Origin of the sequence: Deinococcus aerophilus (assembly GCF_014647075.1) — a bacterium.
GTDB lineage: Bacteria > Deinococcota > Deinococci > Deinococcales > Deinococcaceae > Deinococcus > Deinococcus aerophilus.
The window spans coordinates 19313-34782 of sequence record NZ_BMOM01000024.1; the positions used below are offsets into that span (position 1 = coordinate 19313).

Sequence of the window (15470 nt, forward strand, 5' to 3'; positions counted from 1 at the left end):
CTAAAGCTCGTCCAACGGCACCGTGATGTTGCTGGCGTGCTCGACGACGATCTTCTTGTCGGTCTCCGGATCTTCGCGCTCGCCGTGCAGCAAGCGATCGATCAGGCGTAGGTTCTCAAGCTCCGCTCGGCGCGTTTCGGCCTGCACCTTTTTCACATCGACGGCGCGGTGAATCGTTTTGAAGCGCTCTAGCAACGAGGTCGTGGCAGGCAGCGCCTCGATGAACAGCGATCCCGTAGGTACTATGATCTCTTCGCCATTGCGGTGCGGGGCTTTGAGCAGTTTCTCGTACTGATCCTTGAGCTGCTGGCGGATATGTTCGAATTCTGGTTCGCTCAAGCGGTCTTTCAACTTAAGTACATAATCGGCGAACTCCTCGAGCGTCCAGTTGCCCACATCATCAGGATCGATGAGTTCCTCGAACCCGCGCAGTACGTAAGGTTCGGCCATGAATCGAGTGAGTGAATTGGACTCTTTGAGTGCGAAGATCATGTAGTTGCCGAAGTACCCCAGCAGGTTGTCGAGGTCAGCGACTTGCGCCAGTGGCCTTGTCTTGAGCCGTTTGAAGCTTGGGACAATTTCTGCCTCAAACACCTTGGTGGGAAGGTCGAGATCGCGTCCCGGAATGGTGCGGTGCGCGTACGCCGTCATTGCCGCATGGGCGGGCACGACACCATTTGCGAAGTGGTACTTGCCCTGATGTGCGAAGGTCGGTACCGACACCTCATGCAGACGCAGGTAACGCTGATCGGGCGGCTCGTGGTTCCACACTGCCTGCATGTAATAGAGGATGTTCTGCTTGATGTGGGTGCGTAGCCGGAGGATCTGGGTGCGCTGGTTGTAATTTTTAGCCAGCGCCTTGGCATAGGACTCGGTGAGTGCATTCAGTGCTGTGACCTCGCGCTCGACCCTCATGAGCAGGTCGCGTTCCTCGTCGGCAGTGCGCTGCATCGCGTCTTTTAGCGTGTCCTGACGGCTGTCGCCGACTTCGGGCATGTCGGGATGAATGAAGTCACCGACCGCATCGATCGCATCCTCGACAAGGTCAACGGCGTTTCCGACCACGGGGATGCCAGAGAACAGGCCGCCGCTGTGCCCCTTTTTCTTGGCAGAGCGTTGCAGCAGGGAGCGTTCGAGCAGGTTGCGGTACGTGGCCAACCTCGAGCGCACAACGCCGAGTTCGCGCTGCAATTCGGCAATCAAGTTCCGTTGCTGCTGTATGTTTGTGCGCATCTCGGCAAGAGCCACCCGGTCGCCAACCACGTGCTGACTCAGATAATCGAGCGCGGGCAAGAACGAGTCATCAAGAATGGTGCGGCGCAGGATCCAATCGTGGCTGACCAGCCACGCTTCGTTGATTTCGTGCGGTGCGGGCATCTCCTGAGCGACCAAGACCACCTCGCTCAGCCGGTGCAGGCTTTCGGAAACCGCATATCGACGCTGCAATTCATAAAAGAGGAAGGTCACGGCGAGTTCGTCGTTGGGGTTGGAAATCTCGCCTGAGTCGCTGGTCTCAAGATTCTCGATATCCTCGCTGTTGACCTCAACCGTCACCTCGTCCTTGAACTCCTGGGCCGCCTTGACAACCGATTCGCGGAAGTTGCGTTTGACCGCTTCCGAGGTCTGACCGACCTCGCGGTCGAACGCGGTTTTCGTCATGGCTTTGCCGGTCGCGTCGGTGCCGCTACTGGACTCCGAGCTGAGGTTGAAGTTCGTCTTGGTATTGGCCTTGCGGACGATCTCCTCTTCGGCGCGGGCGGTAGTGGACATTTCGTCCTTGCGTACGCGCAGGTGGTTTTGTACCTCGCGCTCGGCGCGCTTGTGCTGTCGCTTGACGGTGCGCGTGTACCGCTGCACCTCCTTGGGAGCCAGGGTGATGGTCTTCGCGAGCCTTCCCGCCTGGTACATCGTCGGCACCCAGCGTTGGCGGTACGTCACGAGCACACCGAAATTGACACTGCGTTCGCGCCGGTTTGCGGCGAAGGTGGTGAAGGCGTATGGCTCCTGCATGCGCTGCTCTAGTTCATCAAGCAGATCTGGCAGGCGCTCAATTGGCGTGAGCGGCTGAAGGTCACTGAGGTGTGTGGTCAGCAGACCGTCAAGAATGCCGAAAGAGGCAAGCAGGCTCTGGCTTGCCCGCGCCGACCCACCTGGTGGCGGCACGGATCGTGTGGCGATCTTAGGCGAAACGGTGGCGCGGCGCGCGGCAAGTTGAAGCGCCGCCGCCTCGCGCCTCAGACCGCGCACCGGATCGACGATGATTCCGTCGCGGGGCGGTTGCCCGCCCGCGAGTACGATCTCGTTATAGGCGCTCTCGGCAATGTCAAGCACGCCCTGATCGATCGCCTCCTGCCAAACGTGACGAAAGGCCACCTGAAGATTGTGAAAGTCGTAAAAAGCGGGAGTATCTGCGGGGCTCGGCTTGAAGGCGAGCTCCTCGATTGTTTGCCGTACCGTTCCCTGTGTGGCGCGCGGTTCGAGGCCAGCAAGCACGGCCTCTTCGGGCGAGGTCATCGTATCGACGAGTCGCGCGATAAATCGCGGCACGTCGCTCGAAGCGATCGGCTCGATCCCATTGCCCAGGCGATCCTCTGGTTCCAGAGCAGGGACGGGCGGTGATGCCCCCGCAAGTGCGGCGAGCGCCTCAGTTTCGCGCGGCGATGGCGCACGCCGCACCACATCGGCGGGATCTGTGCGCAGGTACGTGGGTCCGGCCTGCGGGGCTTGCTCAGCTCCGAGAGCCATCCGCAAATCCGCAGCAGAGATGTTCAGATCGCTGTCGAGCTTGTCGCGAACGGCCCCTGCCTGCGCCTCGGTCAGCGCGAAGCGCGTGACGGCACGCGGTCGCCTGCCCTTCGGGCTGATCACCTCCTTAAGATCGCGATCGACCACCACGCCGTGCGTTGCTTGTACCGAGGCGTCTGCCGCAACGAAGGTCTCGGAGCCGCGCTGCTGCGGGCGAACCGAGCTGAGGCGATCGGCCAGCGCCGGTCTGATCTCATCGCGAAAGGCCGTCAGCTCGCCGCGCGCCTGGGCCACCCGCACAGTCACGGCTTCTTGTGCCACGCTGGCTACCTCAAGGTCGCGTCTGGCGCGCGCGGTCAGGCGTTGGCGCATGCGTTCGGGCGGCTCGACAATACCTTCGTCGGCCTCGCCCGGAAGCGCGATGCCGTTTTTCTCAAGATCGGCGGCTGGGATACGGACGTAATAGGCCTCGCTCGCGCTGGCGTTCTTGCGCACCGTGGGCGCGACGAAGAGCGGCTCGCGTGCATCGGCGGTTTCTTCGGGCGGCGAGACGGTGAGGAGCAATTGCACACGGGCCCTTGCGTCTCCTGCTGCAGTGCTGGTCTCGTACTCGATCCTAAATCTACCCTCGGCGTCGGTGATGGTGGACGCCAGCCGTAACCACGCATCCTGCGGCAGAGTGGTCGAACCCGTCGTGGAGTTCACGTCGAAGGCAACCACCAAAAGATTGGGGATACCGCGCCCCGTCTCGCTGACGATGACGCTTCCGACTACCGTGTTCATAGGGAACCTCCGAGCGTCTATCCGGTCTGACTGAGGGTGGCACCCGAAACAGTGGGAGTCTGATCCTGTGCCGGTGAGCGCTCGAACGGTGGCGAATCGGTTGGAGCTGTTGACCCAGCATCAGGGTACGCTGATACCGTGATCGGGCCGTGACCACAGGCGACTCACGTGCAAAAGGTTGCATGTGGGCGGCGAGTGAACCTGGCCGCTCCTGTGTGACGACAACCTGCGGGGTCAAGGTCCTGCGCGCGTTGGGCGATGGCTTGGGCGAGGGCGTTCATGGGGGAAGTCTATTCGAGCAGAATGATGGAGCTCCTGGCGTTCACAGGAGACTGACCGAGGGCAGTAAAGCCCCCTCTGCCAGCCCAGGGACGCTCAACAGACTTCGGAGCTCCATGTGCAGCTGTGAATATATACACTATTTTCCTGCTTAAATTAGTCAAGTTACCCCGTAAAAGCCGGAGCCGGAGATGCAGCGGCACAGGATCATAAGCCTACGCAATGGCATAGCCCAGTGTCCTTTCAACGCTTGAGCAGGAGGCTGGGGCACGAAAAAGGACGGGGGAGAGGAAAGAGGGGCGTGGAATGATGGGAAGCTGTATATATTCGATGTGAGGCATGCTTCAATCCACGGCCCACCCGAAGGCAGGCCGAATCCGCCGTGAACTCGGCAAAGCTCATCCCGGACGCCCGCGTTTCAATCCACGGCCCACCCGAAGGCAGGCCGAATCATGCGGGGGAAGATCGCCGCCGGACGGGTAGGTTTCAATCCACGGCCCACCCGAAGGCAGGCCGAATCCCGGTCGGCACGCCCCCACCGGCCCCCGACCACATGTTTCAATCCACGGCCCACCCGAAGGCAGGCCGAATCTCAAACGCCCTGTACTCGTCCTCGGCTTGCCGCTTGTTTCAATCCACGGCCCACCCGAAGGCAGGCCGAATCCCCCACGAGCGGGCCGTGTTCTGCCTGCTGATTGTTTCAATCCACGGCCCACCCGAAGGCAGGCCGAATCGGGCGGACTTCTGGAGGCTTCACCATGATTGATAGTTTCAATCCACGGCCCACCCGAAGGCAGGCCGAATCCGCTGCCCCCGAAAAAGCTCACGATGTCCTCGTGGTTTCAATCCACGGCCCACCCGAAGGCAGGCCGAATCGCGTGAGCGAGGTGGGCGGCCCGGCGGCGTACCCCGAGTTTCAATCCACGGCCCACCCGAAGGCAGGCCGAATCACGGCAACGGGCAACTGCACCCGCTCGAAATCGGCATGTTTCAATCCACGGCCCACCCGAAGGCAGGCCGAATCCTGACGGCGCTGGCCCTGAGTCCGCTGTGCCGGGTGTTTCAATCCACGGCCCACCCGAAGGCAGGCCGAATCCGGCGACCCATGCCGCCGATTTCCACGTATCAGACGTTTCAATCCACGGCCCACCCGAAGGCAGGCCGAATCCCGAGCGGCAGTGGTGTTACTTCAACGCCCTGATGGTTTCAATCCACGGCCCACCCGAAGGCAGGCCGAATCCTGATCGAGCGTCTGAGCATCCACGCGCCCGTGTTTCAATCCACGGCCCACCCGAAGGCAGGCCGAATCTGGGGCAGGTGGCCGGGGAACTGGGGGAGATGCTGTTTCAATCCACGGCCCACCCGAAGGCAGGCCGAATCGCTGACCCTCACCGAAACGTCAGCGGGCGTGGTGGTTTCAATCCACGGCCCACCCGAAGGCAGGCCGAATCCGCATTGTCGGCCCCGGCCTGGACACCGACGCATGTTTCAATCCACGGCCCACCCGAAGGCAGGCCGAATCCCGCACGTCGAGCATCCCGCCCACCCCACCCCACCGTTTCAATCCACGGCCCACCCGAAGGCAGGCCGAATCCCCGGCACCCTGACGCGCACGCTGATGAACCGCGTGTTTCAATCCACGGCCCACCCGAAGGCAGGCCGAATCACCGGCGCGCTGGCGACCTCGACCGCGCTGGCCTCGTTTCAATCCACGGCCCACCCGAAGGCAGGCCGAATCGGCACCACTGCCCGCCGCTACCGGGTGGCCGGATGTTTCAATCCACGGCCCACCCGAAGGCAGGCCGAATCCGGGCGCGCTGCTCGGCGACCAGCAGTGCCAGGGTTTCAATCCACGGCCCACCCGAAGGCAGGCCGAATCCCCAGCCCGGCCCTGTCGGCGGCCCTCAATGGGGTTTCAATCCACGGCCTACCCGAAGGCAGGCCGAATCAGCGCGTGCGGGCCAGCGTGTCCTTCATAGATGGTTTCAATCCACGGCCCACCCGAAGGCAGGCCGAATCCCTGGGTCTCCGCCCGCCCCGCGTCCGAGCGCGTGTTTCAATCCACGGCCCACCCGAAGGCAGGCCGAATCCGGTGGTCCACAGGCCCAGGCCCGAGGCGTTGGTTTCAATCCACGGCCCACCCGAAGGCAGGCCGAATCGCCCCGGGGGGGCGTGCTGAGCTCCTCCTCATGGGTTTCAATCCACGGCCCACCCGAAGGCAGGCCGAATCGCGTGAGCGTGCGCCCCAGCGCCGAGCTGGAGGAGTTTCAATCCACGGCCCACCCGAAGGCAGGCCGAATCCGCATACGCGGACGCCATGCACTTTCAGCTTACGGTTTCAATCCACGGCCCACCCGAAGGCAGGCCGAATCCCGTGGCGCTGCTCATCTACATCGGCGCGATGGCGTTTCAATCCACGGCCCACCCGAAGGCAGGCCGAATCCACGGCCGCCGCTATGGTCGACGCCCTACCGCATGTTTCAATCCACGGCCCACCCGAAGGCAGGCCGAATCCGCGTACCTCGCGAGGCTCCAACATGCGTATTGTTTCAATCCACGGCCCACCCGAAGGCAGGCCGAATCGCCGGCCGCCCGGTACAGGCCGGCGCGCGCCCAGGTTTCAATCCACGGCCCACCCGAAGGCAGGCCGAATCGTCGAGGGTCGAGGGGCCAGCAGGCCGGTCGAGGCGTTTCAATCCACGGCCCACCCGAAGGCAGGCCGAATCCGATGCCGCGCGCATGCCAGGCGGCCAGCTCGTCGTTTCAATCCACGGCCCACCCGAAGGCAGGCCGAATCTGAAGCCCCCCAGCCCCCCAGCCCCCCCCACCGACGTTTCAATCCACGGCCCACCCGAAGGCAGGCCGAATCGTCGGTCAGGCCCTGCATCATCACGGGGGGCAGGTTGTTTCAATCCACGGCCCACCCGAAGGCAGGCCGAATCCGATTTCAGCGAGGCGGGGCAGGCCGTCAAAAGGGTTTCAATCCACGGCCCACCCGAAGGCAGGCCGAATCTTGGTGTAGCGCCAGGTGATCGAAACCCCGTAGTTTCAATCCACGGCCCACCCGAAGGCAGGCCGAATCATGCGCCCGCCGTAAAAGGTGTTGTCGTTGCACCATGTTTCAATCCACGGCCCACCCGAAGGCAGGCCGAATCCGCGAGCAGCGTGGCGCAGGTCGCCGGGTAGGTTTCAATCCACGGCCCACCCGAAGGCAGGCCGAATCCCCCCATCTGCCCGACCCACTGGGGCGCGGCGATGTTTCAATCCACGGCCCACCCGAAGGCAGGCCGAATCGCATCATCGTCGACCAGGGCCACGACTTCGAGGTTTCAATCCACGGCCCACCCGAAGGCAGGCCGAATCGGCTGGCCGACCCGAAGGCCCCGCACTTTGAACTGTTTCAATCCACGGCCCACCCGAAGGCAGGCCGAATCTGGTGGCTGTTGGAATACGTCCCAGACGGCAGTCCCACGTCAGTTTGCGCGAACTGCTCGCAGAAGTCCACTTTTGTGGGCAGGTGTCGTTGTTCTGTTGTCATGCAGCGCGTCCAGAACGGACTTTTCGAATTGCGCGAACCCCCCTGGGTTTTCGTATGTGCGGAGGGTTCGCGTTTACAGGATCAGGGGGTCACTAAAGTTCACGTACTGGTCGCGGCCGTAAGCTTCCACAAAGCTGTCGCGGGGTTGCCGCAGGCGGTAGAGGCGGATGCTGTCCTCCGTCGGATCCAGAATGTCCAGCAGTTTCTGCCGCAGTGTCAGCAGTTGTGTGTCTGTCACACTCACCTCGAATACGCTGTTCTGCACACGTTGTCCGTGCGCGACGCAGACCTTCGCCACGCGGCGCAGGCGGCGGCGTCCACCTTCAGTGGTCGTGGCGACGTCGTAGCAGACGAGTAGGTCGATCATCTGTGCAGGTACGGCGGGTAGTGGGAGCGGTCCCCGCGCAGGTGCTGCGCCATCAGGCGGGCCTGCACGTGCGGAATCAGGCCCAGCGGTGTCTTGCGGGCGGTCAGGGGGTGCGTGACTTCCTCCTTGCGGCGCTCCGTGAGGTGCGCGAGGATGGTGCGCCGGGCGTCTTCCGTGATGGTCACAGCGCCTCCTTCGTGCTGCTGGAAGTCGCGGGGCGTGAGTTGCTGGCGGTTGATGAGGGTCAAGATGGCGCGGTCGGCGGTGGCGGGCCGCAGTTCCTCCATCAGGTCCAGCGCGAGGCTGGCCCGTCCGGGGCGCAGGGCGTGTAAGAATCCCACCTGGGGGTCCAAGCCGACGCTCTGAGCCGCGCTGGCGCAGTCATTGGCGAGGATGGTGTACACGAAATTCAGCAGGGAATTGATGGGATCACGGGCGGGACGCCGGGTGCGTTCCGTCAGCCAGAAGAAATCCCGGTTGGCGCGGATCATCAGCGGGAAGACTTCCCAGTAGGTACGGGCGGCGGCCCCCTCGACGCCGCGAACCTCGTCGACGGTACCGGTCAGGGGGAGGACGCCGATCTGCGCGTTGATGTCCCTGGCGGCCTGACGAAGCAGGTCCGGGTCGCTGTCCTGCACCTCGCGGGCGGCACGCATCAGGGTGGTTTTCTGGTTCTGGAGTTTCCCGGCGGCCACGAAGCGCGCCACGGCCAGCGTCCGGTCAGGGTCGCAGGCCGCGGCGTGCTGCGCGGTGCGCAGCAGAACATTCCCGCTGACCGGGGTCTCGGTACGGGCCATGAATCGCCCAAACTCCGTGAGCCACGTGACAGGTTTGTGGTCGCGGGCCAAGCGATGAATCAGGTACGGGGAGAGCAGCACGTTCCCGAACACGACGATGCCCTCAACGTGATGCAGGGGAATCATGGCTTTGCGCTGGCGTTCCACGTCCACGCGGATGTTGTCGGTGTCCAGGTGCAGGTAACTGCCCTGCGTCTGTACGTACAGGGTGTTCAAGAGTTGCCTCAACGGTCCTCCAGGGTGGTGCTGAACGGGTCGTATCCGGGCGGGAAGGCGCGGGGCGCGAACGGCTCGCATTCGTCGAACAGGCTGCACAGACGGCAGCGGTCATCCGCAGCCGGTGGAGGCAGGACGCGGTCGCGCAACAGGTCGCGCACGCCGTCACGGGCGACCAGGACAGCGGCGCGCAGGTCGGGCGTGAACGACACCTCGCGCCGCCTGTGGCTCCCGGCGTGGTAGATGAACCCGGCGGGGATGCTGGTAGTGAACATTTCCTCCAGACACAGGGACTGCGCGCACAGCTGCACCTCCTCGGCGAACTTGCCGAGCTTGTGGGTTTTCGGGGCTTTGCTGGATTTGTATTCGACGGGGCGTGGCGTTCCATCTGCGAGGATCTCCACCACGTCCGCCACTCCCGCAAGCCCATGTTCACGCGAGACAAGAGGAAGGGAGCGGAGTGTTATCACTCCGTCCCGTTCCTCCGTTCCCCCACCGTGCACCCGCTGGTGCTGCTGCTGACCACGCTTGGTGTACACGTTCTCGGCCCACTCGCCTTCAATGTGCACCAGCGCGAAGCGGCGCGGGCAATATGTGTAATGCGTCAGCCCTGACAGGGGAATGGGATCGTCGGTCATGGCTTACCCCTGCCGGGATTGCCAGCCGCCCCCGAATTTCTCGGCGTCCCACGCGTCCAGGTCCAGCACCTCGACGCCAGCGGGCAGCCTGCTCAGGTCGAGTTGCACGCTGTAATCACCGAACTTGCGAGCGGGTTGACTCTCGTCCACCAGCTTGACGCTGACCATCTGTCCCAGGTCCAGCAACTTGTGCGCGGGGGTACAGCCGAGCATGGCCTGCCGGGCGCGCTGTTGCGCGTCGCTGTCAGTGCCGACGTGTCGGAACACGAACAGGCGGCGGCTGCTCATCTGGCCCTTGCTGGCGCTGCGGTCATGCTCGTACATGTTCAGCAGACCCTCGAGCAGCAGTTTCAGGTCCGCCTCGCTGAAGCCCGTTCCGGCGGCCAGGTGGGCGCTGACGAAGCCTTTTGCCGCGAACAACCCGTACGGGATCAGGCTCTTGCGGCCCATCGTGCGGAGTTTGTCCTCATCCTGTTCCGCTTCCCACTTCAAGAAGTCCTCGACGGTCTTCGCATTCTTGATGTCCTCGGCCACGGCGCCGCGGGTGATGCTGGCCTCAATGGCGAACACCGGGTGGACGCTGCGAGCGAAGGTCACCTGCACGGGGCCGCGCACCTGCCCGGCGTTCGCGCCAGTGCTCATCACTGCTCCGAAGGTGCGCACGTCGTAGAAGTTGGTGCACATCCAGCGGCGTCCAGCATCCACATCCGCCTTTTTCTTGCTGGTGCCGCCGCCGCTTTCCTGTTTGGCACGGAAGATCTCGCGGTTCAGGTTCGTGCCGTGCTGAATGAAGATCTGCTCTCCGGCGACCTGCGCGTAGTTCCGCAGGCGGCGTTTGATGGCCACGTCGGAGATCAGGCCGTGACCGTCTTCCGGGTCGACGCGGGGGGCGTTGCCGCTGTCCGGGTCGCCGTTCGGGTTGCCGTTTTCCACGTCCAGCAGCAGCAGGAATTCGTAGCGGTTGCGGATGGGGTCAATTGGGTTGGTCATGGTCATTCTCCCTTGTCGGTGTCGAGGAGGCTTTGGGGCGCAGTGGCGGGTCCAGGGTGAGCGGCGTCGGCTTGGTTCTTTGCGGCAGTTTCCTTGCGGGTGGCGACGCTGTGAGCAAGTTGCTGGTAGTAGCCCAGCGCGAACAGGCTCTGTTCTTCCAGTGACAGCGTCCTGGGCGGCTGCTTACCCAGCGCGGACCACACCGACGCGATTTCCTCATCAAGCCGGAAGGCCAGTCCCGGCTTGTCCCGTGAAATCTTCGCCAGGTGATGCTGGCTCAGGCGGGTCAGGCGGCCCAGGACCAGGGCGGGTGTGCTGCTGGCCGCGCCGTAGTAGCGCTGCACCACTCCGGCGTTGATGTCGTCGCCCTGCGCCTCCTGCACGTTCGCCAGGAGGTACATGAGCCGCCCGCAGTGATACGCGGGGCTGGGGTGCTTAGGGTCAACGCTGCTATGCATGGAATAACCTCCTTGATTTCTGGCCTTGCGGACGTGATACGCCCGTAAGATGGCCATGCGGATGTAGATGCGGCCCTTCTCGATGCCGTCACCGTCCCGTCCGAGCGCCTCGGTGAACGCGCCCGTCATGACGTGCGATTTGTGTGCTTCCATGACTTTCGCCACGGCCGGGAAGGGGATGGGCATGTCGGGGTCAAGTGCGGCCCGCCACAGCGGCAGCTGCAGGTTGCGGATGGGTTTCAGATAATCGTCCATGCTGGTGGACGCCGGTTTCGGACGCTGCACATTCGTCAGCAGGGAAAAGAATTTCGGCCGGTTGGCCCGTCTGCCACTCAGGTTCGTGATGGCCAGGTCGTCGAACCACGTCGCCACCGCAGCGGCCAGGTGGTCCAGACTGCCGGTCTTCCAGTCGCGCACCATGGCGCGGCCCGAAGCGCCACTGATCGCCAAGGCGAAATACTGCGCCGTGACGCTCTCCGGCCGCTCGCCCCGGCGGATAGCCATCAGGAGTTTCTGCCCACGCTGCTGCGCGACCGCTTCCTGCTGCTCGGGCATCTGCGCGGCCAGCACGACCTCGTTTTCATCCACGTCATCCAGATTCAGTGCCTCCAGCACTTCCTCTCCGAGCCTGGCGGGATCCGCGATCGCGGCGATGAGTGCCTGCCCTTCAATCTGCCGGTGGTCGAACCACGCGGCCACCTTCATCTGCCCCAGGATGAGCGCGCGTTCCAGCAGGTTTTCCAGCGCAGCGCGGTACGCGGCGGCGTTCTCCGCGGAGACGGCGCCGTTCTCGCCTGCGTTCAGGCCATACGATCCGAACGCTTCCTTGTCGTATCCGACAAGCGAGGCCCCCATGGCGATGGCGCCCACGCCCAGCTTGGTCAGTTTCGGGTGGGTGTTGGCAGGCGTGACCGGTTGCCCCGAGGTGAAGTCCAGCATTCCCCCGCCGTCCGTACTGCTCGCGCGCCCGAAGGCCTCGCGCCGGAAGCTGCGCCACCAGGCGTGCCACAGGTCGCTGCCCAGCAGGTCAGTGTCGCCCACCGTGAAGCTGAGCTTATCGTTGGGCTTGGCACCATTCCGCGCCAGTTCGGCACGCAGGAACGCCAGCTGGGTCTCGTCTGTCAGTACACTCAGCAGTTCAGTCAACTCGGGAACGTTCGCCGAGGCCCGCCGCAGCAGTTCGAGGTAGCTCGGGTGCTTCTCGACGAACTTGGCGAGGTCCGCCTGACTCCGGTCGTCGGTTTTCACGTTGCCGTCGCGGTCTAGGGCGGGTAGGAGTGCCAGCACGCCGCACGTGTCCGCCAGGAAGTGCGCTGCCTGCGGCTTTCCCAGCACCCTCGGTAACGCCATCAATTCCGGCTGACTCATCTCCGGGCAACGCGGGTAACTGGTGCCTGTTCTTCCATCACCTACGACTCCCGTCAACTTGCCGCCGGACACGTGGGCCATCCAGCGGATTTCCTTCGGGGCGAAGCCGGGTTCCACAGTCAACCCCGCGTGCTGCGCCTGCCGCACCAGGGCCGCGAGCATCAGTTCACCCCCGGCTTGTGAACAAGGGGACTGTGGTACTTGGGGACGGTCAGGACGCCGCTCTCGATGCTCGCCTCGAACAGGCTGATGCTAGGCGCGTCCGTGTTCGAGCCGGGGCGGGACAGGTCGAACACGTCGTACAGCATCCAGCCGATGTCCTCGGTGTGCTTCGTCGGTAACTTCCCGGCCCCGGACCCGAGTTCGAACGAGGCCGCGAACTCCCGGCAGCCCAGGTACGGCTGGTAGATGCACTGGCCTTTCGAGGCGCGGCGTTCGAAGCTGCGTTCTATCTTCTGCCGCAGTCCGGCGTCCTCGCGGAACAGCACGGCCCGCCCGTGAAGGCGGTAATGCGGGCGTTTCAGGGCCATCGTCTGGCGTTGCGTGCGGCCTTTGGCGTCTGTTCCCAGGTCGTCTTTCGTGCCGTCCGCGTAGATGGGGGTCAGTTCTGCCGGGTTCTTCATCCACTTGCCCACGCTGGCGCCGCTGATCTTTTCCTTGACCTCGTTGCGCATCAGGGCGACGTACCGGATGGGTTCCAGAATCTCGATCTTCGTGATTTCCCAGCGGTGGGCGGGTTTCTTGGTTTCTTTGTCGAATTCCAGGTAGATGGCGTCGAAGATGTTCCGCGCGGCGCTGGGCGTGATGCACGGGTAACTGAACCGCTCGACTTTCAGTTCCGGGCGGGTGAAACACCCGTAGTCTCCCCAGACTTCCAGCGTGAACGTCTGACCGGGACTGCGTTCCTTCGTCATCGGGCCTCCTATTGGTTGAACGGGTCGGCGCTGCCGCCGTCGGGCAGGTAGCCGAACATGTGTTCGTCGTACGAACCGTCGTGTGCCAGGTACCAGTCGGGGGCGGGTTGAGGCAGGGCACCTCCTCTGGGGCGGTAGTTGACGGGTTCCAGGTGTGCGGGCAGGGTGCCGTCGCGTCCACGGAAGACGGAGACGGTGTACAGCTGCGCCCGTTTCATCCAGTGGCGGTCGATGCCGTCCTGGCGGGCCTTGTTGATGAGTGCCCGGCCTTCGCCGTAGGGCACGACCACGTTCACGCTGTCGTTGTTGATCAATCGGTACAGCGCGGCCACTTCGGGGTAGTCCTGCCGCTCGACCGCCTGACGCAGGACCTCGAGGTGGGTGGATTCATACCGCCAGAGTTGCTCGTAGAAGCGGCGGAAGGTGGCGGGGTCGTCCAGGTTCAGGCCGCCCGCGCGGTACATGGTCAGGGCGACCTGCGCTGCCCTGCGGTACGCGGGCGTGGGGTACTGCTCGTCGGACGGCAGGAACACGCGCAGTTCGCCGCTGGGACGTTTCTTGTGGCGGTTGCAGCGCCCGGCGGCCTGCGCGATGGAGTCCAGTGGCCCCAGGGCACGGAGCACGGTGGGGAAGTCCAGGTCGACACCTGCCTCGACGCACTGGGTGGCGATGACGCGCACGTCTGCGCCCGACTTCAGGTCGGCGCGGATGCCCGCCAAGATCGTGCGGCGGTGCGCGGGGCACAGGTAGGTGGACATGTGGCGCAGTCCGGGTATGCCTTCCAGAGATTTCACCAGTTCCAGCGCGTGCTTTCGCATGTTCACGATGGACAGCACCTGCGGTTCGGCGCGCACCCAGTACTGCACGGCGCTCCACTCGACGCTCTCATCCAGGTGCCAGACGGGATTCACGCGCCTGGAACGCTCGAACAGGCGCAGGCCGGGCGGGGCCATCTCGCGGGGGTGCCAGCCGTCGTTCAGGCCCGCTTCCAGCACTTCGCTGCTCAGGGTGTCGAAGGCAGGTTGCGTGGCGGTCGCCATGACCACGACCGCACCGTATTTCTCACTGGTCAGGCGTGACAGGGTTTTCAGGGTGGGGACGGCCAGCGCGACGGGCAGCGTCTGCACCTCGTCCATCAGGATGACGCTGTGGGCCAGACGGTGCAGTTTGCGGCAAGCGCCGGGCCTGTTGGCGTGCAGGCTCTCGAGGAGTTGCACGCTGGTCGTGATGATGATGGGGGCGTCCCAGTTCTGCACGAACAGTCGGGCGTCCGGGCCGGGCTGGCGGGCCTCGCCGTCATCCTGGCCGCCCTGGCTTTCATCACTGCGAAGTCCGGCGAGGCTGTGGTGCTCCAGCACGAATTCAGGCGGGAATCCGGCGGCGCTGAACAGGTTGCGGTACTCCTCGACCGTCTGGTCGAGAATGCTCAGGAAGGGCAGCACGACCACGATGCGCCGGATGGGTTGACCGGACGCCTGCACAGCGGCCGCCCTGGTCAGTGCGAACAGCAGCATGGCGAATGTCTTGCCGCTCCCGGTTGGGGCGGTCAGTGTCCACAGTCGGTCGTGTTCCAGTCCTGCTTCCCGGCAGGCCTGCATCAGGTCGGCGCGGAGCTGACGTGTCTCCTCAGGGACGTCAGTATTCGCCCCCAGCCCGCTCAGTTTGGCTTCCAGGGCACACAGGGCGCGGGCGGCGTCCAGACCCTTGTTTACCGGACGTGGAAGCGTGCCGTCCAGCCGCATGGCGTCCTCGGTATCCAGGTAGTCGGCGTCCACCAGTGCGGAGAACAGCATGCGGGTATCCAGCATCTCAGCTGCTCCTTGCCCGCTTCGCAGTTCTGGTTTTCTGGCTCCCACCGGTGTGACCCCGTCCGCCATGAGCCGACTCAGAAGTAGTTTGAAATTCGTTACATGGGGTTCGGACTCAGTCAGACGCAGTTCCAGGGGATGACTGGCCTTGAGGCTTTCCAGCGTGAATTCATCAAGGGCATCCTTGTTTCCCTGCTGTAGGCCGATATGGTGTCCTTGAACGACCAATGCCAGCGCTGCATCACGGTAATGATGCTTGGCAAAAAATGCTCCCACAGACCAGTGATCGAGTCCGCGTTCCTTCCCTTCCAGGCGCTTCTGGAACAGTTCGCCGTACTTGCCCAGGTCATGCAGCTGCCCTGCCAGTTCAGCGCGCGGGCCCTCTCCGAACGCCTCAGCGTTACGCCTGGCGCGGTCAGCGACGTTCAGGGCGTGGTCTTTCATCAGTTGCCAGCGGGATTTGTCGTGCGGCGGGTCGTTAGGGTTGGTGTGCCCGTAGAAAACGGTCATTCCAGTCTCTCCTCCCTGTTCAACGTCGGGCAGACCGAGCATTTCCAGCCAAGGTTGTG

8 protein-coding genes and 1 CRISPR repeat array are annotated in these 15470 nt (G+C 63.9%); all 8 genes read right to left on the reverse strand.

Annotated features, from left to right (window positions below):
* Entirely contained in the window at positions 1-3528 is a 3528-nt protein-coding gene (locus tag IEY21_RS12950; protein ID WP_188904770.1) for a hypothetical protein, read from the reverse strand.
* Positions 3529-4148: 620 nt separating this feature from the next.
* A CRISPR array of direct repeats spans positions 4149-7241; the repeat unit is 37 nt; unit sequence GTTTCAATCCACGGCCCACCCGAAGGCAGGCCGAATC.
* A 177-nt stretch (positions 7242-7418) separates the two neighbouring features.
* Positions 7419-7712: a CRISPR-associated endonuclease Cas2 gene (gene cas2, locus IEY21_RS12955; RefSeq protein WP_188904771.1), complete on the reverse strand. Its 294-nt coding sequence runs from the start codon at positions 7710-7712 to the stop codon at positions 7419-7421.
* Positions 7709-8737 (reverse strand): type I-C CRISPR-associated endonuclease Cas1c, encoded by a 1029-nt coding sequence (gene cas1c, locus IEY21_RS12960; RefSeq protein ID WP_188904772.1) that lies wholly within the window; start codon positions 8735-8737, stop codon positions 7709-7711. The genes cas2 and cas1c overlap by 4 nt, the downstream gene beginning before the upstream one ends.
* Positions 8734-9363 (reverse strand): CRISPR-associated protein Cas4, encoded by a 630-nt coding sequence (gene cas4, locus IEY21_RS12965; protein ID WP_188904773.1) that lies wholly within the window; start codon positions 9361-9363, stop codon positions 8734-8736. Before cas4 ends, cas1c begins: the two co-directional genes overlap by 4 nt.
* 3 nt (positions 9364-9366) lie before the next feature.
* Positions 9367-10353, reverse strand: coding sequence for a type I-C CRISPR-associated protein Cas7/Csd2 (cas7c, locus tag IEY21_RS12970; RefSeq protein WP_188904774.1), 987 nt, complete (start codon positions 10351-10353; stop codon positions 9367-9369).
* 2 nt (positions 10354-10355) lie between these two features.
* Positions 10356-12341, reverse strand: coding sequence for a type I-C CRISPR-associated protein Cas8c/Csd1 (locus IEY21_RS12975; RefSeq protein WP_188904775.1), 1986 nt, complete (start codon positions 12339-12341; stop codon positions 10356-10358).
* Entirely contained in the window at positions 12341-13093 is a 753-nt protein-coding gene (gene cas5c, locus IEY21_RS12980; RefSeq protein ID WP_188904776.1) for a type I-C CRISPR-associated protein Cas5c, read from the reverse strand. Before cas5c ends, IEY21_RS12975 begins: the two co-directional genes overlap by 1 nt.
* 8 nt (positions 13094-13101) lie before the next feature.
* Positions 13102-15411, reverse strand: coding sequence for a CRISPR-associated endonuclease Cas3'' (locus IEY21_RS12985; RefSeq protein WP_188904777.1), 2310 nt, complete (start codon positions 15409-15411; stop codon positions 13102-13104).
* Between the last annotated feature and the right edge of the window lie 59 nt (positions 15412-15470).

Excerpts from the sequence above, each read along its gene's own strand:
- IEY21_RS12975 (WP_188904775.1), bottom strand. The coding sequence starts at position 12,341 with ATGCTCGCGGCCCTGGTGCGGCAGGCGCAGCACGCGGGGTTGACTGTG.
- cas7c (WP_188904774.1), bottom strand. The coding sequence starts at position 10,353 with ATGACCAACCCAATTGACCCCATCCGCAACCGCTACGAATTCCTGCTG.
- cas2 (WP_188904771.1), bottom strand. The coding sequence starts at position 7,712 with ATGATCGACCTACTCGTCTGCTACGACGTCGCCACGACCACTGAAGGT.
- IEY21_RS12985 (WP_188904777.1), bottom strand. The coding sequence starts at position 15,411 with ATGACCGTTTTCTACGGGCACACCAACCCTAACGACCCGCCGCACGAC.
- cas5c (WP_188904776.1), bottom strand. The coding sequence starts at position 13,093 with ATGACGAAGGAACGCAGTCCCGGTCAGACGTTCACGCTGGAAGTCTGG.
- IEY21_RS12950 (WP_188904770.1), bottom strand. The coding sequence starts at position 3,528 with ATGAACACGGTAGTCGGAAGCGTCATCGTCAGCGAGACGGGGCGCGGT.
- cas4 (WP_188904773.1), bottom strand. The coding sequence starts at position 9,363 with ATGACCGACGATCCCATTCCCCTGTCAGGGCTGACGCATTACACATAT.